This window comes from Saccharopolyspora antimicrobica, from assembly GCF_003635025.1.
Taxonomy (GTDB): Bacteria; Actinomycetota; Actinomycetes; order Mycobacteriales; family Pseudonocardiaceae; genus Saccharopolyspora; species Saccharopolyspora antimicrobica.
The window spans coordinates 7,223,435-7,244,719 of sequence record NZ_RBXX01000002.1; the positions used below are offsets into that span (position 1 = coordinate 7,223,435).

Here is a 21,285-nt window from a genome sequence, read left to right on the forward strand (position 1 = left end):
TCACGGAGAGTGCATTGACCGCGATTCCCGACGTGACCATGCGGCCCATCACCGGTCCCGGCGAGCTCGACCTGTTCTGCGGGCTGCCCTACGTCCTCGACGACGAGCTGGCCGACGACCTCGCCACCGGTCGCCGGCAGCCGGGCCGGATGTGGGTCGCGCTGCGCGGCGATGAGCTGCTGGCCCGGGTGGCCTGGTGGAACCGGCCGGGCGACGAGGCGCCGCGGATCCTGGACGTGGTCGACGTCGGAGCCGGCTGCGTTGACACCGGCGTCCAGCTGCTGCGCACCGCGATGGCAGCCGTCGTGCCCGCCGGTTCGCTGCCGCCGCTGTACAGCCGCTTCGTCCCGCCGGACTGGCGCGAGGACCCGGCGAGCAAGCAGGTGGTCGACGACCGCATGGCGGTGCTGGAAGAGCTCGGCGCCGAGCTCTTCGTGGAGCGGTTGCGCCTGGTGTGGCAGCCCGGGGCCGCGGTTCCCGAGCCCAGCGGGCGGCTCCGGTTCCGGCCGGTCGGCGACACCGAGGAGCTCCTGGAGCTGATGACCGCGGTCCTGGACGGGACGCTGGACGCGCACTCCCGCGACGACCTGACCCGGAGGTCCGCCCGCGAGGTGGCCGTCGAGCAGTACGAGAGCGAGTTCGCCCGCTTCAGCAGCCCGCGGGAGTGGTGGCGGATCGCGACGCTGCCGGGCGGTGAACCGGTGGGATTCGTCATCCCGGCCCACAACGGCTACAACGCCACGATCGCCTACCTCGCGGTCCTGCCCGCACACCGCGGCAACGGCTACATCGACGACGTCCTCGCGGAGGGCATCCGCGTGCTCGCCGAGCAGGACGTCCCGCGCATCCGGGCGGCCACCGACCTCGGCAACGTCCCGATGGCGAAGGCCTTCGAACGCGCCGGGTTCGTCGACTTCCAGCGCGAGATCACCATGACCTGGAGCTGATCCCGGCGATTCAGGCGGTGTGATCGGCGTCTACCGCCCGATCCTTGTGGTGGAGCACGTGCTCCACTACGTTGCGCTCATGCCCCGACCGCGCGTGCACGACCTTGACCGGGTGCTGGACGTCGCCGAGCGGCTCGTCGTGGAAGTCGGGCCGGAACGACTCACCGTGCGCCGCCTCTCGGCGGAGAGCGGCGTGCCCAACGGCGCAATATACCACGCTTTCGGCTCGTTGCCCGCGTTGCGCGGGCGGATGTGGCTGCGGGCCGCCGATGAGTTCTTGAACCTGCAGGCGGAACTCATCGATGAGGCGCTGGGCGCCGCACCTGCACCGGGCGTCGGGGCAGCGGTGAACGCAGTGGTCGCCGCCGCCGACGCACCGGCGAGGTTCGCGGAGCGGCGGCCGACGGCCGCTCGGATGCTGATGACGGTGCGCCGAGAACAGCTGCTCGGACCCGACCTTCCCGAGGAACTCGCCGACGCGCTGCTCGGCTTGGACCGGAGGCTGGTGTCGGAGGTGCTGTGCCGCTTGGCGTCTGCGTTGTGGGGGCGCAGGGACGGCCCGAGCGTCGAAGTGATCACGACGTGCGTGGTGGATCTGCCGACCGCACTGCTGCGCCGAGCTCTCAGCCAGATCACCGCGGACGGCACGGTCCAGATCACCGCGGACGTGCGCGGGCGCCTCGAAGCGGCCGTGCGGGCGATCCTCGACCGCGAGCCGCCCAGACGCGGGCAGGCCGACGGACCACCGCTCTCCGCGGAAGACGCGCCGACGAGCCGACCTGAAGGACAGGGATGAGCACCACTGACCCGACTCCTCGGCACTGCCCGCCCGAGCTGCTCGCCGGAGCGAAGAAGATCTCCGTCGGCCCCGAGCTCACCGGGTTGTTGTGGACCGACGTGAGGACCCGGCTTTCCGGGCCGGCTCGGCAGTACCTGCGCCGCACCTTCCCGGCCGTGGCCGTGCAGGCGTTCACGGCCACGACCGAGCAGTACTGGGAGGACTGGCTGTCCGACGGCAACCTCGACGAGTTGTCCGGCCTCGTCGTCGTCCTCGACTCCACCGGCCTCCCGGTGGCGTGGGTAGCCAGCAACGACCGCAGTTTCGGCGGGCGCAGGTGCTTCTACGCCAATTCCGCCGGGGTGCACCCGGAGCACCAGGGAACCGGTATTTCCAGCACGATCTGGCGCGCCTTGCTGCGCGCGGCGATCGTCAGAGCCGCGCCGCGCAGCCTGTACGCGGTGATGCGCACGGGCAATCCCCTCGTGTACGGCGCGTGGTCGGCAGCCACGGGAAGGACCGATACCACGTGGCCCGCCCCGGGCATCCCGATTCCGGAGCACATCCGGCGCATCGCGGCGGATGCCGCCGCCGACCTCGGTCAAGCCGATCGACTGAACCCCCGCACCTCGGTCATCACCGATGCCTACGACGACACCGAAGCCGGCCTGTGGACGCAGCGCCCCACATCCGATCGCGCGGACGTCGACGAGTGGTTCGCCACGCTCCTCGGGCCGCGCGACGCGATCGTGCTCGTCGTGGCGTTCCACCCGATCCGGGTCATGATCGACGAAGTCCTGCGTCAGGCACGCCGCACCTTGGGGCTGCGCAGCAGCCGCTCAGCCCGGAGCTCACGAGCGCGCGACTAACAACGACCAGATCGCTTCGGTCGGCGAGATCACCATGACCTGGAGCTGATCCCGGCGAACAGGTCGTGCTCGGGAATGCTGGTGGGCACCGCCGACCGGGCCAGGTGGTAGTCCTCGGTGGGCCAGACCTCGCGCTCGATTTCCCTGGGATGGGCGAAGAACGGGCTGTCCGGCCCCATCTGGGTGGCGTGGGCGAGGGCGGCCCGGTCCCTGGTCGCGAAGTGCTCCTGGCAGTGCACCCGGGTGGTGACCTCCAGTTCGGGTGCGTCGTCGGGCCAGTCGTCGAGCACCGGGCCGATGAGCGAGGGCACGCCCCGGTGCAGCATCGCCTCGTGCAGTGCCCGGAACCACTTCCGGGACAGCGCGGCCTGGTAGTAGAGCTTCAGCGGGCGCCACGCCGTCCCGGCTTCCGGGTAGCGGTGCGGATCGCCTGCCGCGTCGAAGGCCTCGACGGTCACCTCGTGGGTCTTGATGTGGTCCGGGTGCGGGTAACCGCCGGACTCGTCGTAGGTGATGATCACGTGCGGCCGGAACTCGCGGATGAGCGCCACCAGGGCCGCTGCCGCCACCTCGGTGCGCTCCAGCGCGAAGCAGCCCGCAGGCAACGGCTCTCCCGCGGCGGGCAGCCCGGAGTCGGTGAACCCGAGGAACTGCTGCCGCACGCCGAGGATTTCGGCCGCTGCCGCCATTTCCCGCCTGCGGACGGCGGCGATGTCCGCCCGGATCTCGGGCCGGTCCAGCGCCGGGTTGAGCACGTCACCGCGTTCGCCGCCGGTGCAGGTGACGACGAGGACTTCCGCTCCTCCGGCCGCGTAGTGCGCCAGCGTCGCCGCGCCCTTGCTGGACTCGTCATCGGGGTGGGCGTGCACGCTCATGAGGCGCGGGGTCATGCCGATCCTCCTTCTCGGGGCGGGAACAGGAAAGCGGGGACGAGGCTCAGCGCGGTGAGGCCGAACGCCCACCAGAAGGCGTCACCGAACGCCGCTGGTCCCGGATCGCCGTTCTGCACAACGACTACGAGCACGGCCGTGCCGAGCGAGCCGCCGACCCGGTTGAGCACGTTCAGCGCGCTCGCCGCTCGCGGCGCTTCGTGCCGGGCCACGCTGCGGTAGACCGCGGCCATGCCGGGCGCCATCGTCAAACCCATCCCGATGCCGCGCAGCACCAGGGATGCGGTCAGCAGCCAGTCTGGGGGCTGCGCGGCGAGCTGGGTGAACGCCAGCGTTCCCAGCAGGGACGCGGCGATGCCGGTGAGCAGCAGCGGGCGCGGGCCGAACCGGTCGGCCAGCCTCCCGGCCAGGTACGTGGTGAGCGCGGTGCCCAGCGCCTGCGGCGCCAGCAGCAGTCCGGCCTCCAGTGCGCTGACCTGCTGGACTTGCTGGTAGTACAGCGGGATCAGCAGCATCGAGCTGTACAGCGAGGCACCGAGCAGGAACGAATTGCCGGTGGCCGCGGCGAATCCTCGTCGCGCGAAGAACCGCAGGTCGATCAGTGGTGTGCCGCGGCCGCGCAAGGCGTGGACCGCGTAGGCGATCAGCAGCGCCGAGCCGAGCAGCAGCGGCAGGAGTGCACCTGGCGCGGCGAAACCGCCTGCCTCCCCCACCGCTGTGAACCCGTAGACCACGGCGGCCAGTCCGGGCGAGATCAGCAGCAGACCGCGCAGGTCCAGCCGGTTCTGCGGCATCCGCGCACCGGTCGACGGCAGCGATCGCGCCGCGACGGCCAGCACGGCCGCGCCGATCGGCAGGTTGACCAGGAACATCCACCGCCAGTCCAGGCCCTGCACGATCAGCCCGCCGAGCACCGGCCCGAGCACCGGCGCGAACATCACCGGAACCGAGGTCACCGCCATGATCCGCCCCATCCGGGCGGGACCGGCGGCCTGGGCCACCATCGCCTGGCCGATCGGCTGCATCATGCCGCCGCCGATGCCCTGCACCACGCGGAAGGCGATCAGCGCCGGGGCCGACCACGCCAGCCCGCACAGAGCCGAGCCGCCGATGAACAACGCCACCGCAAACAGCCACATCCGCTTGGCGCCGAAGCGCTCCGACGCCCAGCCCGAGATCGGCATCACCACCGACACCGCGAGCAGGTAACCGGTCATCACCCATTGCACGGTGCTCAGCGGCGCACCCAGATCCCGCGCGACCGCGTCGATGCCGACGTTGACGATCGTCGCGTCCAGTCCCGCCAGAACCGCTGCGCAGAGCAGGATGCCCGCCGTGCGCCACAACTCGGCGTCCGTCCGCTCGTCAGGTCGAGCGGCGGTTGGAGCCGTCATGGTCACCTCCTCGAAGTTCGACCGGACACAACTTAGGTCGGACCTAATAATTAGGTCAAGCCTAATTTCTGGGTCTGGTCTAAGCTCGGCGCCATGGGACTGCGGGACCGGCGAAAGCGGCAGACGCGACAGGAGATCTCCGACATCGCCACCCGGCTGTTCACCGAGCGCGGCTTCGACGAGGTGACGATCGCGCAGGTGGCAGCCGCGGCCGGGGTGGCGAAGATGACCGTCACCAACCACTTCCCGCGCAAGGAGGACCTGGTCCTCGACATACACGAGGAGTTCATCGCCCGTCTCGGCGAGGTCGTCGCCGGGCGCACCCCCGGCGAATCACCGCTTGCGGCGCTGCGGCGCGCCTACTTCGAGGACCTGGCCCGGCGCGATGCGATGCTCGGGTTCTCCAGCCCGTCTTTCGCCCGCCTGATCACCGAAAGCCCGACGTTGCTGGCCCGGTTGCGGGAGATCCACGAGGAGCGGGAAGCCGCGCTTGCTGCCGTGCTGGCGCGCGAAACCGACGAGTTCACCGCTGCTCTCACCGCCGCGCACGCCATCGCGGTGCACCGGGCGCTGTTCCGCGAAGTCCAGCGGCGCACGCTCGCCGGGCAGGACGCCGACGAGATCGCCGCTGCGCTCGAACCCCTCGCGGTGCAGGCGTTCGACGCGTTGCAGCGGCTCCCCGGCGCGGACTAGGCGCGGTTCGGCGCGGGCGCGGTGTCGAGGTGCTCGGCGACCAGGTCGAGCAGCGAGTCGACTTCCTCGGGGTCGTAGCCACCCGCTTCCACCGCGGTGAACTCCGCGTCGCGCACCTCGGCGGCGGAGAGCGCCGCAGCTCCGCGCAGCGCCGCCACCACTCGGTCGAGCAGGTCGTCCACCTCGGACACGGCGTAGCCGTGCTCCCCCGCAGGCGCTTCGCTGAACACCACGCTGCCGACCGCTTCCGCGGTCAGCTTGGGACCGCCGCGCATCCGGCCGAAGGCCTTGGCGATCGGCATGCGCTGCGCCGGGATGGCGCGTTCGCGCGGCGCCAGGTGCTTGATGCTGGTCGACGCCATCACCAGGAACGCCACCACGCTCGCCTCCTGGTAGCCGGGGTGGCCCGGCTTCGGCGGGTTGAACCGGGCGGTCAGCAGGTCCTGCGCGGTCAGGGTGTCAGCCCCGCGCAGCGTCGCCGCGACGCGGTCCACGAAGGCGTCCACCTCCGCCTTGTCCAGCGCGGGCTGCTGCGGCCCGGCCTGGTCGAAACCGCCGCGCGGCACCAGATCGACAGATTCCGGCTCGACCGGCTTTGCCTGCACCGGTTCCGCCGACTTCTCCACCCGCCGCACGATCCTGGGCTCCGGCTCGGCGCGCCGCTCCTGCGCGCCGGCCGTCCGGGACGCGCGGACCTCGCGCTTCATCAGGGTGAGCGCGATCTGGTCCAGGAAGGCGTCGACCTGCGTCTTCTTGTAGGCGCGCGCACCGCGCTTGCGCGGGCTGAACTCGACGGTCAGCACATCGCGCGCGGTCAGCAACCGCTTGCCCGACAAAGTCGCCACGACGCGGTTCAGGAACGCGTCGACCTCGGATTCGTCGTAACCGCGTTCGCGGCGCCAGGCCCTGGCGAAGACAACGTTGCGCACGTCGTCGGGGGTGAGCATCGGCGTGCCTCCAGGCGAGCTTCGTCCACCGGACGCTTACCCGGCCACCACGCCGGGCCCCGACTCGCCCGTTCTGCGCCGCACAGCTTGCCCAAACCGGACCGCGAGATCAAGGCCTCAGCCCGTCGGCAGCAAAGCCGTTGCGCCGAACGGCCCAGCGTCACGCGGCGTGATGGCTGACCGGGCGGAGGTGCTGGCGCTCGGTCCCGCCGTCCTCCTCCGGCGGCTCGGCCGCGCGACCGGCGCTCACCCGGTGCTCGGGTGGCGCGGCCGCGTCCGGCTTCGGGGCGTCGCGGTGTTCCCGGCGCACCACCATCAGCAGCACCAGGCCTGCGACGAGGAACCCGTGCGAGAGCAGCCGCGTCGCCGGGACCGCGTCGTTGAGCAGGTCCACGACGCTGAACCCGGCCAGCACCACCAGGAACGCGGAAAGAACCGGCAGCAGGCCGGCCGCCGTTCGGGGCCGCAGCGCGCTGAGCAGCAGGCCGACGCCCAGTGCCAGGTTCCACGCCGTGCTCTCGTTGAACAGGTGCGCGCTCATCGAACCGGCGTGGCCGCCGTGACCGAGCTCGACCAGCCCGGTCACCTGCACCAGCCCGAGCAAGAGCTGGCACGCCGCGACGGCACCGAGCAGCAGCCCCGGCCAGCGCCGCCGGGCCGGCCGCGCCGCGAGCACCTCGGCGACGAGGTCGGGCACCGGTTCGGCCGGGCGGACGCGCAACCGCCGGGTCAGGTCGAGGACACCGCGCTGCCACTCCCGGCAGTCCGCGCAGCGAGCCAGGTGCTCATCGAGCCGCTCCGCCGGGAGCGGCGGTTCCTCGCCGTCGACCCGTGCCGATATCCCCTCGCGAATGTGCGAACAGTCCACGTCCATCCAGTCGTCGCCCGCGTTCCCGTAGTTCCCGGTCTCACCCGATTTCCGCTGACCGGCGTCGGCGATCGCCCAGCAGGTCCTCCCGCGCTCGCGCGACCCTGGAACGCACGGTACCGATCGGGCAGCCGCACACCTCGGCGGTCTCCTGGTAGGACAGGCCCAGCACCTGGGTGAGCAGCAGCGCCTCGCGCCGTTCCGGGTCCAGGCCGTCGAGCATCACGTTGAGCTCCACGACCTCCTCGAACCCGCCCGGCTGCGGGCGCTCCACCGCTGCCGCGTCGACCGGGGACACCGGCCGCGCGCGCTCGTAGCGCACCTGGTCGGCGGCCACCCGCCGGGCGATCGACAGCAGCCAGGTCCGCGCCGAGGAGCGCCCCTCGAAGCGGGGCAGGCTGCGCAGCGCCCGGAGGTAGGTCTCCTGCGCGAGGTCGTCGGCGCCGCGGGCACCGGACAGGTGCGCCAGGAAGCGCCACACGTCGCGTTGCGTGGCGCGGACGAACGCCTCCAGCGCCGCCCGGTCGCCGCGCCCCGCTGCGAGCGCGAGGTCGGTCAGCCGGGTGTCATCGACCGCGGAGTGGTTCATGATCACGCAGGCTACCGCCGGAGCGCGACGGCGAGAACGCTTGCGCGCCGGGCGTTCTCGAGCGCCGCGCAAATCCGTTGAAATCCCGGAATTCCCGGTGCGCGAGATGCGCCGATGTTGCGCCGAATGGCCGGGAACCGAGGGGCTCTCCCGCACGACTGGTACTGCGATGACCCGATCAGCGAGGAGCAGCATGTCAGTCGAGGAGTCCACCGCCCGGGAACCGGCGGCGCCACCGCAGCGGTCCGAGGAGCCGTGGTGGCCCGCGCTGCGACCACTGGTGCGGCGCCTGCACTTCTACGCCGGGATCTTCATCGGGCCGTTCCTGGTCGTGACCGCGCTCACCGGCCTGCTATACATCTTCACCCCGCAGCTGGAGCGGGCGATCTACGACCACGAGCTGCGCGTGCCGCCGAGTCCGGTCACGCAGTCGCTGGCGACCCAGATCGAGGTCGCCCGCGAGGCGCTGCCCGGTGCGGAGCTGACCGCCGTTCGCCCGGCGCCGACGCCCACCGACACCACCAGGGTGATCTTCGACGACCCGGACGTCGAGGGCAGCTACTACCGCACGGTGTTCGTCGACCCGCACACCGCCGAGGTCCGCGGCGTGCTGGAGACCTACGGCAGCAGCCAGTCGCTGCCGGTGCGCACCTGGCTCGCCCAGCTGCACCGCAACCTGCACCTCGGCGAGGCCGGCCGGGTCTACAGCGAACTGGCCGCCAGCTGGCTGTGGGTGGTGGCCCTCGGCGGACTGCTGATGTGGGTGCGCCGCAAGCGCAGCAGCGCCCGGTCGATGGTCGCGCCGCAGTTCCGCGGCAAGGGGCGGCGGCGGGTCCTGTCCTGGCACGGCTCGTTCGGCCTGTGGGCGTGCGCGGGCATGTTCTTCCTGTCCGCGACCGGCCTGACCTGGTCGCTGTTCGCGGGTGAGAACGTCACGGCGATGCGGTCCGCGCTGTCGTGGGAAACCCCGGCGGTGTCCACCGAACTGCCGCGGCCGCCCGCGGGCGACGTCGGCTTCGACCAGGTGCACGCCGCCGCGATCGCGCACGGCATCACCGGGTCGGTGGAGATCACCGCGCCCGGCGACGGCGCGTACAAGGTCGAGCAGACCGAGCGCCACTGGCCGACGCAGCTGGACGCGGTGGCCGTCGACCCGGCGGGCGGCAACGTCGTGGAGGAGCTGCGCTTCGCCGACTTCTCGCTGATCGCCAAGCTGGCCCGGTGGGGCGTCGACGCGCACATGGGGCTGTTGTTCGGCCTGCCCAACCAGCTCGTGCTCGCCGCGCTGGCGATCGGGCTGGCCGCCACGGTGTTCTGGGCCTACCGGATGTGGTGGCTGCGCAGGCCGACCCGCGGTTTCGGCGCGCCACCGGAGCGCGGTGCGTGGCGCCGGGTGCCCGGCCGGGTGCTGGCGCCGATCATCCTCGCCGCCGCGTTCATCGGGTACGCGATGCCGCTGCTCGGTGCTTCGCTGCTGCTGTTCCTGGCCGTCGACGCCGTGCTCGGCGCGCGCCGCGAGAAGGGAGTCTGACCGTGGTGGAATCCCTGCTGCTCCGCTGGGTCCTGACCGTCGTGTTCGCCGCCGCGGCTCTTTGGGGTCTGCACCGGCTGATCCGGGCGGAGCCGATCGCGACCGTGTCCGGCCGGCTCGCCCAGGCCGGTCAGGACCAAGCCGTGCCCGCGAGTCCGGCGATGCGGATCAGCGCCGCCTGGCACGTCGTGATGAGTGCGGCGATGATCGCGATGTGCTGGCCGTGGGGCATGGCGATCCCGGTGAACCCGCAGCTGGTGGTGTTCGGCGTCATGACCGGGTGGTTCCTGGTGCTGGCCGCCGACGTCCGCTGGTGCACCGCGCACCGCCGGTGGCAGCAGCTGCACCACGCGGCGATGGCGGCCGGGATGTTCTGGATGCTCGCCGCGATGCCCGCGCTGATGTCGCACGCACCGGTCGAGCCCGGCCACACCCGCCACCACGCGATGGGAGCCGGAGTGCTGGCCGCGGCCGAGGCCCCCGCTCCGGCGAACGCGGTGATGGTCGTGTCCCTGGTGCTGGGCGCGTACTTCGTGCTGAGCGCGCTGCCGTGGCTCTCCGCCGCGGTCGACATCGGCCGCAGCGCCCGAACCCGGCCGCAGCGCGCGGCCGCCTACGAGGCGACCTGCAACGCGGCGATGACAACGGGAATGGGCGCGATGTTCCTCGCCGTGCTGTGACGGCCGTGAGCGCTTCGGGGCGCTTGAGCACCCCGAAGCGCTCACGATCCGGCTAGCTCCCGGCGCGTTCCTGCGCCGCGAACCCGTTGCGGGCGTGCGCGCCGTCGCAGAACGGCTTCTTGGCCGACATCCCGCACCGGCACAGCAGCTGGGTGCGCCCGGGCCCCAGCTCGTGCTCGCCGCCTTCGTGGTCGACCACCCGCACCGGACCCTTGACCTGGTACGGGCCGTTGTCCACGGCCTTGATCACGACCACCGGCTGCTCGGCCATCAGCCCGCGATCTCGTAACCGGCGTCGCCGACGGCCCGGCGGACGGCCTCGGTGTCGACCGCCGATTCGCCGGTCACCGTCAGCTCCCCGCTGCTGATGTCCACGTCGACGTCGCTCACCCCGGCCACCCCGGTGACCGCGTTGGTCACCTTGGTCATGCATCCCGAGCAGGTCATCCCCTTGACCACGAAGGTCGCCTGCGCCATCGTCCGCTCCTCTCATCGGTGAACCATACCAACCATACCCCCGTAGGGTATCTGGAGCGTACGCGATCCGGCGACCGGGCACAAACCCGGTCCCGATCACTCCGATGTGGATGGTCAGGCGGCGCGCAGGACCGCGACCGGGCAGGGCGCGCGGTTGACCACCGCGTGGCTCACCGAACCGAGGAAGCTGCGCCGGAACCGCCCCCGGCCGTGGCTGCCCACGACCAGCAGGCTCGCGCCCTCCGCCTCCCGCAGCAGCGCCTCGGTGGGCTTCTCCGGCGTGACCACGCGCCGGACCACCACGTCCGGGTACTGCTCGACCCAGCCCGCCACCGATTCCGCGAGCACCTCCGCGGCCTCCTCGTGGACCTCCGCCCACGCCAGCTCCCAGTGCGACACCCACTGGAACGGGTCCAGCGGCAGATCGCTCCAGGCGTGCGCGGTGACCAGCTCGCAGCGGTTCCGGGACGCGAAGTCGAAGGCGAAGCCGATCGCGGCCCGGCTGGTGGCCGAACCGTCCACGCCCACCACGACCGGCCCCGAACCCGGCTGGTCGGCACCGCCCCGGACCACCACCACCGGCGCGCCGCCGCGCCTGGCCAGCAGTTCCGCCGAGGTCGCGCCGATCCCGGCCGACGGCTCCAGCCGCGGCCCGCCGAGCACCAGCAGATCGGCGTCCGCGGCCATCGCGGCGAGCACCTCGGCCGGGTCGCCGAACGGCAGTTCGCTGCGCACCGGCAGGTCGGCGTCGATCCGGCGGCACTCCTCGACGAGCTGGGCGAGCTCGCGCCGCAACGCCTGCTGCAGCGGCTCGGCCACGTCGCCCTCCCCCGGCACCCGGATGGTCGTGTGCTCCTCGAAGGGCCAGGTGAGCGCGTGCACCAGCAGCAGCGGACGACCGCGCCCGGCCGCTTCCCGCGCCGCCCACCGCACCGCTCGCCTGGACGATTCCGCCAGGTCGAACCCGACCACGACCGCTTTCTCGGACATGCCTCCCCCTCCGCCGGTCCCGGCTCCAGGTTGCGCCATCGCGGCGCCCGGCGGTCAGGGCACTTCGTCATCGCCCCGCCGGACAGTGACCATCGGCTCTACCTCGCCGCCCGAGCCCGCCGACAGGCTGGAGGAGCAGCGGGCGACGGAGGGGCCACGATGAACACGACCATCACGCCAGTGGGCAGCCTGACCGCCGGAGAGGTCCGCGAGGTCCTGACCGCGGCCACCTCCGCACCGTCGCTGCACAACACCCAGCCCTGGCGCTTCCACTGCACGCCCGGTGCGATCGAGCTGCACGCCGACACCTCGCGAGCCCTGGAGGCCGCCGACCCGGAGCACCGCGAGCTCGTGCTGGCCTGCGGTGCGGCGCTGCTGAACCTGCGCCTGGCCATCCGCGCCAGCGGGACCGTCCCGGACGTCCGGACGCTGCCCGAACCCGGTCGGCCGAGCCTGCTGGCGACCGTGCGCCCGGCCGCGCGGCGACCCGCCACCCCGGCCGAGCAGGAGCTGGCCGCGGCGATCCCGCGGCGGCGGACCAACCGCAGGCCCTTCCACCACGACCCGGTTCCCGCCGTGCTGCAGGCGTCGCTGCGGCAGGCCGCCGAGACCGAGCGAGGCTGGCTCGCCGTCCTGGACCCCCCGCAGCGCCTGGTGCTGTGCGGGCTGAGCAGGCGAGCGCACCAGGAACAGCTCGACGACCCGGAGTTCGTGGCCGAGTGGCAGCGCTGGACCGGGCGCGCCGGTGACGTCGGCGAAGGCGTCCCGGTGCGCAGCAGCGGTCCGGTCCCGGAGCCGCAGGACGAGTTCGTGCTGCGCGACTTCGGTGCCGGCGGCGCGCGCACCCGCGTGACCGGCAAGGACTTCGAACCCGAGCCGCTGATCTGCGTGCTCGGCTCCTTCCAGGACTCCCGGCACGCGCAGCTGCAAGCGGGCATGGCCATGCAGCGGGTGCTGCTGACGGCGACGGCGAACGGGCTGGCCAGCTCGTTCCTCTCCCAGGTGGTGGAGGTCGCCGACACCCGCCGGGAGCTGCGCGCGCTCATCGGCGGCGGCCTGTGGCCGCAGATCGTGCTGCGCGTCGGCTACGGCTCCCCCGTGCCGGCCACGCCGCGGCGCCCCCTCGAAGACGTCGTGACCGGCGAACTGGAGCCGAACCGCAGCAGCTGACCGGCCGCGCAACCGTCCTATGTGGACCCCCGGAGCCGCGGGTCCACCCGTGCTGGCGAGCAGCGGGACATCACTGGTAGCTTCTTTAAGTCAGTCAGCTGAATTAAAAGGTCGATCGCCACCGTGAGAAAGGCCGGCATGCCGACGCTCCCGCCGCGGATCCCCGACGTCCTCGACTTCGACCCCGACGCCCTGCGCGAGCGGTACCGGGCGGAACGCCTGCGCCGGATCCGCCCCGACGGCAACGAGCAGTACCAGCGCGCCGAAGGCCGGTTCGGCTACTACGCCGACGACCCGTACGCGGAACCGGGATTCACCAGGGAACCGGTCCGCGACCGGGTGGACGCCCTGGTGGTCGGTGGCGGCTTCGGCGGGCTGCTGGCCGCGGCGCGGCTGCGCCAGGCCGGGCTGGAGCGGATCCGGATCGTGGAGAAGGGCGCCGACTTCGGCGGCACCTGGTACTGGAACCGCTACCCGGGCGTGCACTGCGACATCGAGTCCTACGTCTACCTCCCGCTGCTGGAGGAGGTCGGGCACGTACCGGAGTGGAAGTACTCGCCGGGCGAGGAGATCCGCCGGCACGCGGTGGCGATCGGCCGCACCTTCGACCTCTACCGCGACGCCTGCTTCCAGACCGCGGTGCGCGAGCTGCGCTGGGACGACGGCGAGTGGATCGTGCGCACCGACCGCGACGACGAGGTGCGGGCGACCTACGCCGTGGTGTCCAACGGCACGCTGGAGCACGCCAAGCTGCCCCGCATCCCCGGCATCGAGACCTTCACCGGCCACACCTTCCACACCAGCCGCTGGGACTACGGCTACACCGGCGGTGGCCCGGACGGCGGTCTCACCGGACTGGCGGACAAGCGGGTCGCGGTGATCGGCACCGGCGCCACGGCCGTCCAGGTGGTCCCGCACGTGGGCCGCGACGCCCAGCACCTGCACGTCTTCCAGCGCACTCCGTCCGCTGTGGACGTGCGCGCCAACCGGCCCACCGATCCGGAGTGGGCAGCATCCCTCGAACCCGGCTGGCACACCCGCAGGCGGGAGAACTTCCTCGCCGCCGTCACCGGGCACGACATCGACGAGGACCTGGTGTCCGACGCGTGGACGGCCAGCGGCCACGTGCTCGGCAAGATCACCGCCACTGACGCCCACGACCACCTCCCGCGCGAGGAGTGGGAGCGGATCGAGGAGATCCTCGACTTCGCCAAGATGAACCAGCTGCGCGACCGCGTCGATGCGATCGTCGACGATCCGGCCACCGCGGAGCTGCTCAAGCCCTGGTACCGCTACGGCTGCAAGCGCCCGACGTTCAGCGACGAGTACCTGCAGACCTTCAACCGCCCCAACGTGACCCTCGTGGACACCGCCGACCACGGCGGCGTCGAGCGCATCACCGAACGCGCGCTGGTGGTCGGCGGCACCGAGTACGAGGTGGACTGCATCATCTTCGCCACCGGCTTCGAGGTCGGGAAGTCCGACGCGATGACCGGACGGCTCCCGGTGCACGGCAGGGACGGCACGGGGCTGCTGGAGTCGTGGGCCGCCGCCGGCGGGGTGCGCACGCTGCACGGGTTGTGCAGCAACGGTTTTCCCAACCTGTTCCTCCTGGGCGCGCTGCAGAGCGCCCCGCTGGTGAACTTCGTGCACGCGCTGGACGAGCAGGCGATCCACATCGGCGCGATCGTCGCCGAAGCGCGCAGGCGCGGCGTCAAGCACGTCGAGCCGACAGCGCAGGCCGAGGACGCCTGGGTCGAGACGCTCCGGGCGACCGCCTGGGACCAGGAGCGCTTCGCCGAGGAGTGCACTCCCGGGTACTACAACAACGAGGGCGGGGCGCGCGGTCCCCGCGAGCTCTACGCGCCCGGCCCGGCGGCCTTCCACCGGCTGCTGCGCGAATGGCGCGAGGGCGAGGGCATCGACGAGGTGCTCGGCGATGCGGGCTGAACCGGGCCGCACTCGCTACGGACACGCCGAACGGCCCGACAGCGAGCGGTGGCGGATCGAGCGGCTCACCAGGGCGAATCCGCTGTTCGGTTCCAACGGGATCGCGTTCGGGCCGGACGGCAGGCTCTACGTGGCGCAGTACGTGGCCGGCCGGATCAGCGCCGTGGACCTCGCTTCCGGTGAGGTCGAGGCGGTGGTGGACGCCGACGGCCCGGTCCAGTCGCCCGACGACCTGGCCTTCGGTGCCGACGGGTCGATGTACATCACCGACCTCACGCCCGGACGGGTGTGGCGGCGCGCTCCGGACGGGACGTTCACGCTGATCACCGACGAGGTCGTGATGCCCAACGGCATCGCGTGCGTCGGAGACCGCCTGTTCGTCAACGAGATGCGCGTGGGCGGCCGCTTGCTGGAGGTGACGCCCGGTGCCGAGCCGGTGGAACTGGCCGGCGGGCTGGCGATGGGCAACGCGATGCAGCTCGGCCCGGACGGGTGCCTGTACTACCCGCACATGATCACCGGTGAGGTCCATCGCGTCCCGCTGGACGGCGGCGAGCCGGAGCTGGTCGCCGAGGACGTGCACGCGCCGGTGGCGGTCCGGTTCGACCGGGGCGGCGTGCTGACCGTGCTCTCGCGCGGCGGCGAGGGCATCGTCACCCGGATCGACGTGCTCGGCTCCGGCGAGCGCTCCGTCGTGCCGGGCGAAGTGTCCGGAATGGACAACGCCGCCTTCGACGCCGAGAACCGGATGTTCGTGTCCAGCTTCGCGGCGGGCGGGATCGCGGAGCTGGCACCCGACGGCCGGGCGCGCGAGGTGGTGCCGACCGGGCTCGTCGGCCCGTTCGGCGTGGCGGTGCACCGCTCCGGCACCGTGTTCACCGGCGACAACTACCGGTTGGCGAGCATCGACGACGGCGAGGTGAGCACGCGCGAACTGCTCGTGTTCAGCCACGGTGTCACCGCCGACGAACGAGGACGGGTGCACGTCACTTCGCAGTTCGGCGAAGTACGCACCTACGAGCCCGATAACCGCGTGCTGACGACCCGCGCGCGAGAACTGGCACGGCCCACCGGCATCGCCACACGCGCGGACGGCAGCCTCGTGGTGGCCGAGACAGGAGCCGGGCGCGTGGTGGCCATCGCCGATGACGACGCCCTGACCGTCCTGGCCGACGGCTTGGACTCCCCGGTCGACGTAGCCATCGACGAGGAGGACCGCTGCTACGTCAGCGACGACCAGCGCGGCACGGTATCGCTGATCGGCGATGGCGGGATCGCGGTCGTGGCCGAAGGACTCGACGCACCGCAGGGCATCACCGTGCTAGGCCAGGAGTTGTTCGTCGTGGAGACGGGGCGGCGCAGACTGCTCGCGATCGACCTGGCGACCGGCGAACAGCGCGTGGAAGCTCACCACCTCGCCGTCGGACTCCCGCCGGTAACGATGCGCGCGCAACCGGAGCTGTTCAACCACGGCTTGCCGGGCGTGCCAGTGCCTTTCGCGGGCGTGGCCGCGGGCCGCGACGGCTCGCTCTACGTCTCCGCCAACGGCGAAGGCAGCGTGCTGCGCCTGCATCGCGGCAGCTGACGGCGCGAACAGCCCGCACCTGCCCAACCTTCAACGTTCCGCTGCTTTCCCGCCCTTGGGCCTCAATATGACCTTGACACCTGAAGCAGGCCACATGCGGAAGACCAAGACGGTAAGGAGCCCTGAAGCTGCTTCAGGTCCATACTCGAATAATCAGGCGGCACGTCACCGATTTCTTCCACATCGAGGACATAAAACTCCGCCAGATCACCCGACACCCCGAGTTGTGCACCCGGAAAGAATTCAAAACGCACACCAACACGATCATTCGACCACTCAGGAACACTGGATACAACCGTCAGTGCCGCAAGTGGCACCTGCTTCGACAGCAATTTCCACTCAAACGATCGCAGACCGCGCACCACGAACAGCGCCGAATTTCCAACCTCAAACTGCAAGGCGGTGCGCATCTCAAAGAGAAGAGCCGCCGTGGAAGTCAAATGACACACTCGGGAGTCGAGCAACTGCGCCTCCTGAAGAGAATCCACCTCCCGCAGAGGATCCACTTCAACCGAGCCGAAGGACAGCACATCGCACCCATCCAGAACCAGATCATTTATCGATATCATCGAATCGGGATGCGATTGCAAGGATCATCTTTCATTTTCACTCCTGGAACGAGAACCAATCAACGAACCGATAGCACGATCTCCCCGCCCATCGATCGGGCCGATACTTGATGTCCACCAAATTCGATATCAACACCCAGCGGGACACCAAACTCATCCCTAGATATCACGAGTGAAGTGATCTCCAATCCAGATCCCGGAATACCCCCGACAATCGATCTACGATCATACTCCCCAGGAGGCCAAAGATAATCTGGGATTTCTGCATCAGATCTCCATTCTAGAACCAAGGACCAGTCCGTCCACACAGTAGACACTATGGATGAGCCTTCCACAAAAGTGAGCTGTAGAGCGGCCGCTGCGCTTTCAGGGTCGACGATCTCCAGGACGGCGTTGACTCGCATTCCGATAACATCCCAGGGATCCAGCCCTCCAGGTCGAGAGACCATGGAATAACTCCCTTCTCAATCCTCTACGCCAGGCCATCGTAATTCATGCAAGCTAGCATAGCTTCACCGAATTTTCTCAGCCCCATTAAACCAACCGTTTCCTTGCATGATCTCTGAACGCAATTAATTTACCCCCCTCCCTTATACCATGTGGCATAAAGTTACCATTTATATAGCATCAGCGCCCACTCTGGCCCGGTCGAAGTCTCGCGATAAACCTTCCACGCCGAACCACCATGACCAGCCTTTTCTGGGAGGCCAGCCCTCATCAACGTCCCGATAATATTTGCTACCGAATTCCTTTCAATCGTTTTCCGCACCGCGAACTAACTCAAATAAAGTACTGCCACTGCCGCTTGGACCTCGTCAGACCCGCACCCCGTCCGCAGGAACAATTCCCGAGACCCCAGAGCAGAAACAACTAGCTGCGCGATAGCAAACCAGAATCCGCCAATTCGCAACGGAAGAGTCGCCACAACCTCCACGCTCAGAGCGCCCACATCACTCACCTCACCTGAACCTCAACGGTGGTTTCCAACTCATCGTCACGAAGGCAGATGCAGACTCGCGAAGCTCCAGCCACGCGTACATCAATCTCGCGAAGCGTGCCAATCAGCGTCTGCAGGTCGGCAGCCGTACACCCGAGCTCGATGAGGCGGGCCTCCTGGAAATTGGGCAGCTGATGCGTTACCTGGAAGATCACTTCGAACTGGTCGACACTAAGGACGATGGTGGAAGCCGGCGGCCTGACACCTCGATCGCCCTGCTCATCCGAGAAATTTGTCAAACCAATCCTTCCCGCCCTCAAATGCCGCCGCCTGGCAACTCGCTCCCGGCCTCACGCGGACCGTCGACCTTCAACACGAAAGTTGGAGGATGGAGCCGCACACGCACACATGCCTGCACGCAGCGCGACCAGCGTAAATGCCTCTCCCACCAGCCGCACGAACTATGTACACAGGAATCACTGGTTTCAACTTATCGAATTAGAATGGCAAAAATACCCCAAGGAACAACGGCATCAATCCATGCTCCGGAACGCTCTCGATGATCGATCTACGATCATACCCCCGAGGCAGCCAAAACTCCCCGCCAGGCATCCTGGCGGGGATTCATATTTGCTATTGCTTACTTTGCTTCGACGATCTCCCGCGCAACCTCCATCAACGCTGCCGGGCCATCACCGAATTTCGGGTCTCTTCTTCGACTAGGTGATAGAGCGGAATCATCGAACCGCCTTCACTCATCTCACGCCTTCCCGCTGTCGCCCAGGAAATTCCTGGCGGAGAGCCCAGAGAAGCCTGAGGCAACCTCTCCGAACTCTCCATTGCATTCACTCCTGACCACTACCACCCGGCGTCAGGGAAGTGGGGCGTCCTGAAAGGCTTGATTGCCTTGTAGTGGTCGTTCGTCCATCTCGATCTCAATCACGTCACAGACCCACCGGTTATGGCCACGAGGAACATCGCTATGCGGCGTGCGCTGTTACTCCACCCGGCCTTCGATCACGGCCATGGCTTCATACTGAAACCGCTCCAAGTCGTCGTAGGCCGTAGGGAATCCATCTCGCCTGGTAGCGAATTTCACAGTGGCGCCGTGCATGAGATAGTCGTCATCTACCCCAACGGAAATGATAGCCACAAGCAGTTCGGATGCAGGTAAGCCTCGGGCAGCCCCCAATGCCGCTCTCGAAAAAGCATAAGACCGCGCGACGGCACCATTCAGAAACGGAGCACGTTCTTTCGGAAAATCTCCGCAAGGGATTCCTATATCATTGACTTCTAACTCGTGCTGCGCAATCTCCTCTGCCCGCCAATCACTTCGCCAACCGGCCCCATCGTCGTAGCAGGCGGCGAACAATAGCGCACCATTTGGCCCGATTCGCCATCCACGTTCGACTAAATCTCGAAGTTCTTCAGGAAGCGTTCTCGCACCTTCTTTTTCACTGGCAGTCTGACACAATGACCGCATTAAGGAGTTCATTCTCACGGCGCCTCCATTCCGAAATACTGATAAGCTTTGTCGAGCGCACGCTGGGGGACCTGTTTGACCACCCTGGGTGAGAGAGTATGACCAGACTCCGTCCGCCACGTTCCGTCCGCAGGATCATAGTAATACTTTTTCGGGTCTGCACCACGTCCCATAAACTGCAAGTGGATACCTGCACCCGGCTGGCCTGGATTCTGATTCTCTATATCCACACGGAACGAGCGATCTTTAGCCGTGTATACGGTCTTACTGTTAATCACCGGAGCAGTCGACGGTGTGGTTATGGAGCATGTTCCAGGCGGCGCGTTGTGTACGAGGACCGGCACCTCACCCGTCAGGACATAGTACGTGTGAATGCCGTTGATGGTGAGGTTGTGGACGGTGCGGGGTTCGGACCATGTGCGGATGCTGGTGACGTCGACGGTCTCGCTGGCTGGGGTGTAGAGGTCGGCTCCGGCGGTGAGGTCTTCGGCGTTGATCCAGCGGCCCTGGTTGTCGACCCAGAACGGGTGCTCGTCGGTGGCGGTCACGATGCCGGTGGCGTCTCCTGTGTCGCCGTCGGTGTCGATGGTGATCTCAACCAGGTTCTTCTCGCCCGTGCCGGTGATCGTGGCCAGCACACGGCGGGGACCGGTCTCGCCGGTTTCCGGGTCAGTGGCCAGCACCTCGCCGACATCGACCTCTTCGATCGGTTTGTGGGAGCCGTCGGCCATCAGCACAAGGGTTCCGGGCACGAAGCTGTTCGGCGCACACGGCACTCCTTGCTGACGTGGTGCAGGGGCCGCATCAGCGCCCTTGAACAACTTCGACCCCAGCTTGCCCACCGCGGCCGCATCACCCACCACCGGAACCGCCGCAGCACACGACAACGCCGCATCCGCAGCCGCCCCGTCCGCGCCGTACCACGCATAGCTCCCCAGACCGAACGCAGCCCCGAACGCCGGGATCAAACCGGCAATATCCAGCAAGGTATGCCCAAGGGCCGCCCAGTCCGCAGCACTCATCGACGGCGACGGTGGGGGCTCACGCTCAGCACACACCCTCCCATCCGGCAGCCCCTGTTAGACGTGCTCTTCACAGGCTTCGAAGTCGAAACCACCACCGCCGCCGTCGGCCTGGACTTTCCACGGCCGTTCGAAGGCGGACGATAGGCACCCACCCCCGGCCTGGACTTATCACGGCCGCTCGAAGGTGGACGGTAGGCACCCGCCCCCGGCAGCAGCCCCGACGGGTCGGAGAACGTCACCGGGTTGTTGTTGGCATAGGCATAGCCGTGCATCTGCTGCGGATCCGACAAATCCATCAACGGATCCACCGACAAGAACCGCCCCAGCCCAGGGTCGTACTGGCGCGCACCCAGGGTCGTCAGACCAGCAGCGGCATCGATCGTGCCACCGACGAAGCCCTTCTTCCTCAGGAAATCCACCACGCCCCCGCGCTCGCCACCGAACGGCAGGAACCGGCGCCGCGTGGTCTCCAGCGTGACGGAATTGATCGCCAGCATCGTGGTGGCCTGGTGATCCTGGGACAGCCAGGTCACCGCACCACCGCTCTGCCGCATCGCAACAGTGGCACCAGCGTGCGTGTAGTAACGGGTGCCCGGCCACCGCCGCACCTGCGGGATCCCAGGCGGGCTTCCTACTCGTCCAGATACAACGTCGTGCCACCCGGATCGCGCCGCAGCAGCCGCTGTCCGTCGGGATCGTAGACGAACTCCGTGGCAGTGCCGTCGGCCACTTCCTCCGCCGCCGGATCGCACCGCGGCGTTCCCGAACGGGGATCCAATGGGGTGATTCTGCACGGGAATCGAGCGACCAGGTGGACTGCGTCGCCGTGGCTGGCGGGTGCGAAATCGACCGCGTCGCCCCGCATTCCGGGTTTCGCTGCTTCTTTCGGCCCAGCCGCCTTGCTGCTTCTGCG

Annotated in this window: 23 protein-coding genes; 9 read left to right on the forward strand and 14 right to left on the reverse strand. The window is 69.0% G+C overall.

Annotated features, from left to right (window positions below; genetic code table 11):
* Positions 1 to 14 precede the first annotated feature (14 nt).
* From ATL45_RS34220 to ATL45_RS34230, 3 genes are all read left to right on the forward strand, one after another.
* Positions 15 to 947: a GNAT family N-acetyltransferase gene (locus ATL45_RS34220; protein ID WP_211841364.1), complete on the forward strand. Its 933-nt coding sequence runs from the start codon at positions 15 to 17 to the stop codon at positions 945 to 947.
* A 79-nt stretch (positions 948 to 1,026) separates the two neighbouring features.
* Positions 1,027 to 1,743 (forward strand): TetR/AcrR family transcriptional regulator, encoded by a 717-nt coding sequence (locus tag ATL45_RS34225; RefSeq protein ID WP_093147686.1) that lies wholly within the window; start codon positions 1,027 to 1,029, stop codon positions 1,741 to 1,743.
* On the forward strand, positions 1,740 to 2,594 hold the full coding sequence (locus tag ATL45_RS34230; protein WP_093146865.1) for a GNAT family N-acetyltransferase: 855 nt from the start codon (positions 1,740 to 1,742) through the stop codon (positions 2,592 to 2,594). The genes ATL45_RS34225 and ATL45_RS34230 overlap by 4 nt, the downstream gene beginning before the upstream one ends.
* Before the next feature lie 29 nt (positions 2,595 to 2,623).
* On the opposite strand, the gene mca is transcribed toward ATL45_RS34230, so the two are convergent.
* On the reverse strand, positions 2,624 to 3,484 hold the full coding sequence (mca, locus tag ATL45_RS34235; protein ID WP_093146866.1) for a mycothiol conjugate amidase Mca: 861 nt from the start codon (positions 3,482 to 3,484) through the stop codon (positions 2,624 to 2,626).
* Positions 3,481 to 4,878 carry a DHA2 family efflux MFS transporter permease subunit gene (locus ATL45_RS34240; RefSeq protein WP_093146867.1) on the reverse strand — a complete coding sequence of 466 codons (1,398 nt, stop codon included), beginning with the start codon at positions 4,876 to 4,878 and terminating at the stop codon, positions 3,481 to 3,483. Before ATL45_RS34240 ends, mca begins: the two co-directional genes overlap by 4 nt.
* Before the next feature lie 93 nt (positions 4,879 to 4,971).
* Between ATL45_RS34240 and ATL45_RS34245 the strand changes: the two genes are divergently transcribed.
* On the forward strand, positions 4,972 to 5,571 hold the full coding sequence (locus ATL45_RS34245) for a TetR/AcrR family transcriptional regulator (RefSeq protein ID WP_093146868.1): 600 nt from the start codon (positions 4,972 to 4,974) through the stop codon (positions 5,569 to 5,571).
* On the opposite strand, the gene ATL45_RS39415 is transcribed toward ATL45_RS34245, so the two are convergent.
* The 3 genes from ATL45_RS39415 to ATL45_RS34260 form a co-directional block, all read right to left on the reverse strand.
* Complete coding sequence (locus tag ATL45_RS39415) at positions 5,568 to 6,518, reverse strand: DivIVA domain-containing protein (protein ID WP_093146869.1); 951 nt, start codon at positions 6,516 to 6,518, stop codon at positions 5,568 to 5,570. The two genes, ATL45_RS34245 and ATL45_RS39415, sit on opposite strands and share 4 nt — an antisense overlap.
* Before the next feature lie 160 nt (positions 6,519 to 6,678).
* A complete protein-coding gene (locus tag ATL45_RS34255; RefSeq protein ID WP_093146870.1) occupies positions 6,679 to 7,392 on the reverse strand; it encodes a zf-HC2 domain-containing protein in 714 nt (237 codons plus the stop codon).
* 34 nt (positions 7,393 to 7,426) lie between these two features.
* A complete protein-coding gene (locus tag ATL45_RS34260) occupies positions 7,427 to 7,975 on the reverse strand; it encodes a sigma-70 family RNA polymerase sigma factor (RefSeq protein ID WP_093147688.1) in 549 nt (182 codons plus the stop codon).
* A gap of 193 nt (positions 7,976 to 8,168) precedes the next feature.
* Between ATL45_RS34260 and ATL45_RS34265 the strand changes: the two genes are divergently transcribed.
* Both ATL45_RS34265 and ATL45_RS34270 read left to right on the forward strand, forming a co-directional pair.
* On the forward strand, positions 8,169 to 9,506 hold the full coding sequence (locus tag ATL45_RS34265) for a PepSY-associated TM helix domain-containing protein (RefSeq protein ID WP_093146871.1): 1,338 nt from the start codon (positions 8,169 to 8,171) through the stop codon (positions 9,504 to 9,506).
* A gap of 2 nt (positions 9,507 to 9,508) precedes the next feature.
* Complete coding sequence (locus tag ATL45_RS34270) at positions 9,509 to 10,186, forward strand: DUF5134 domain-containing protein (RefSeq protein ID WP_093146872.1); 678 nt, start codon at positions 9,509 to 9,511, stop codon at positions 10,184 to 10,186.
* A 52-nt stretch (positions 10,187 to 10,238) separates the two neighbouring features.
* Here the strand turns inward: ATL45_RS34270 and ATL45_RS34275 are convergent, their stop codons facing one another.
* From ATL45_RS34275 to ATL45_RS34285, 3 genes are all read right to left on the reverse strand, one after another.
* Positions 10,239 to 10,457: a CDGSH iron-sulfur domain-containing protein gene (locus tag ATL45_RS34275; protein ID WP_093146873.1), complete on the reverse strand. Its 219-nt coding sequence runs from the start codon at positions 10,455 to 10,457 to the stop codon at positions 10,239 to 10,241.
* Positions 10,457 to 10,663, reverse strand: a complete 207-nt coding sequence (locus tag ATL45_RS34280; RefSeq protein ID WP_093146874.1) for a heavy-metal-associated domain-containing protein — start codon at positions 10,661 to 10,663, stop codon at positions 10,457 to 10,459. The genes ATL45_RS34275 and ATL45_RS34280 overlap by 1 nt, the downstream gene beginning before the upstream one ends.
* Positions 10,664 to 10,777: 114 nt before the next feature.
* A complete protein-coding gene (locus tag ATL45_RS34285; protein ID WP_093146875.1) occupies positions 10,778 to 11,653 on the reverse strand; it encodes a universal stress protein in 876 nt (291 codons plus the stop codon).
* 159 nt (positions 11,654 to 11,812) lie between these two features.
* Here ATL45_RS34285 and ATL45_RS34290 point away from each other — a divergent pair, with 159 nt between their 5' ends.
* From ATL45_RS34290 to ATL45_RS34300, 3 genes are all read left to right on the forward strand, one after another.
* Positions 11,813 to 12,823 (forward strand): Acg family FMN-binding oxidoreductase, encoded by a 1,011-nt coding sequence (locus ATL45_RS34290; protein ID WP_093146876.1) that lies wholly within the window; start codon positions 11,813 to 11,815, stop codon positions 12,821 to 12,823.
* Positions 12,824 to 12,961: 138 nt separating this feature from the next.
* Positions 12,962 to 14,773, forward strand: a complete 1,812-nt coding sequence (locus ATL45_RS34295; RefSeq protein WP_093146877.1) for a flavin-containing monooxygenase — start codon at positions 12,962 to 12,964, stop codon at positions 14,771 to 14,773.
* Positions 14,763 to 16,358 (forward strand): Vgb family protein, encoded by a 1,596-nt coding sequence (locus ATL45_RS34300; RefSeq protein ID WP_093146878.1) that lies wholly within the window; start codon positions 14,763 to 14,765, stop codon positions 16,356 to 16,358. Before ATL45_RS34295 ends, ATL45_RS34300 begins: the two co-directional genes overlap by 11 nt.
* 62 nt (positions 16,359 to 16,420) lie before the next feature.
* On the opposite strand, the gene ATL45_RS38605 is transcribed toward ATL45_RS34300, so the two are convergent.
* From ATL45_RS38605 to ATL45_RS39860, 6 genes are all read right to left on the reverse strand, one after another.
* Positions 16,421 to 16,948 carry a hypothetical protein gene (locus tag ATL45_RS38605; RefSeq protein ID WP_143121552.1) on the reverse strand — a complete coding sequence of 176 codons (528 nt, stop codon included), beginning with the start codon at positions 16,946 to 16,948 and terminating at the stop codon, positions 16,421 to 16,423.
* A gap of 933 nt (positions 16,949 to 17,881) precedes the next feature.
* Entirely contained in the window at positions 17,882 to 18,163 is a 282-nt protein-coding gene (locus tag ATL45_RS34305) for a hypothetical protein (protein ID WP_093146879.1), read from the reverse strand.
* A 698-nt stretch (positions 18,164 to 18,861) separates the two neighbouring features.
* Positions 18,862 to 19,365 (reverse strand): hypothetical protein, encoded by a 504-nt coding sequence (locus ATL45_RS38610; RefSeq protein WP_143121553.1) that lies wholly within the window; start codon positions 19,363 to 19,365, stop codon positions 18,862 to 18,864.
* A complete protein-coding gene (locus ATL45_RS34310) occupies positions 19,362 to 20,369 on the reverse strand; it encodes a polymorphic toxin-type HINT domain-containing protein (RefSeq protein WP_093146880.1) in 1,008 nt (335 codons plus the stop codon). Before ATL45_RS34310 ends, ATL45_RS38610 begins: the two co-directional genes overlap by 4 nt.
* The gene (locus ATL45_RS39855) at positions 20,366 to 20,905 is read right to left on the reverse strand and encodes an RHS repeat-associated core domain-containing protein (RefSeq protein WP_246025714.1); all 540 of its coding nucleotides are present in this window, start codon (positions 20,903 to 20,905) and stop codon (positions 20,366 to 20,368) included. The genes ATL45_RS34310 and ATL45_RS39855 overlap by 4 nt, the downstream gene beginning before the upstream one ends.
* Positions 20,906 to 21,003: 98 nt before the next feature.
* Complete coding sequence (locus ATL45_RS39860) at positions 21,004 to 21,150, reverse strand: hypothetical protein (RefSeq protein WP_246025715.1); 147 nt, start codon at positions 21,148 to 21,150, stop codon at positions 21,004 to 21,006.
* Positions 21,151 to 21,285 lie beyond the last annotated feature (135 nt).

Coding starts and splice junctions, on each gene's coding strand:
- ATL45_RS34290 (WP_093146876.1), top strand. CDS start 11,813: ATGAACACGACCATCACGCCAGTGGGCAGCCTGACCGCCGGAGAGGTC.
- ATL45_RS34310 (WP_093146880.1), bottom strand. CDS start 20,369: ATGAGTGCTGCGGACTGGGCGGCCCTTGGGCATACCTTGCTGGATATT.
- ATL45_RS34300 (WP_093146878.1), top strand. CDS start 14,763: ATGCGGGCTGAACCGGGCCGCACTCGCTACGGACACGCCGAACGGCCC.
- ATL45_RS34240 (WP_093146867.1), bottom strand. CDS start 4,878: ATGACGGCTCCAACCGCCGCTCGACCTGACGAGCGGACGGACGCCGAG.
- ATL45_RS34280 (WP_093146874.1), bottom strand. CDS start 10,663: ATGGCGCAGGCGACCTTCGTGGTCAAGGGGATGACCTGCTCGGGATGC.
- ATL45_RS34255 (WP_093146870.1), bottom strand. CDS start 7,392: ATGGACGTGGACTGTTCGCACATTCGCGAGGGGATATCGGCACGGGTC.
- ATL45_RS34275 (WP_093146873.1), bottom strand. CDS start 10,457: ATGGCCGAGCAGCCGGTGGTCGTGATCAAGGCCGTGGACAACGGCCCG.
- ATL45_RS34265 (WP_093146871.1), top strand. CDS start 8,169: ATGTCAGTCGAGGAGTCCACCGCCCGGGAACCGGCGGCGCCACCGCAG.
- ATL45_RS39415 (WP_093146869.1), bottom strand. CDS start 6,518: ATGCTCACCCCCGACGACGTGCGCAACGTTGTCTTCGCCAGGGCCTGG.
- ATL45_RS34230 (WP_093146865.1), top strand. CDS start 1,740: ATGAGCACCACTGACCCGACTCCTCGGCACTGCCCGCCCGAGCTGCTC.
- ATL45_RS34245 (WP_093146868.1), top strand. CDS start 4,972: ATGGGACTGCGGGACCGGCGAAAGCGGCAGACGCGACAGGAGATCTCC.
- ATL45_RS34225 (WP_093147686.1), top strand. CDS start 1,027: ATGCCCCGACCGCGCGTGCACGACCTTGACCGGGTGCTGGACGTCGCC.
- mca (WP_093146866.1), bottom strand. CDS start 3,484: ATGACCCCGCGCCTCATGAGCGTGCACGCCCACCCCGATGACGAGTCC.
- ATL45_RS34295 (WP_093146877.1), top strand. CDS start 12,962: ATGCCGACGCTCCCGCCGCGGATCCCCGACGTCCTCGACTTCGACCCC.
- ATL45_RS34260 (WP_093147688.1), bottom strand. CDS start 7,975: ATGAACCACTCCGCGGTCGATGACACCCGGCTGACCGACCTCGCGCTC.
- ATL45_RS34285 (WP_093146875.1), bottom strand. CDS start 11,653: ATGTCCGAGAAAGCGGTCGTGGTCGGGTTCGACCTGGCGGAATCGTCC.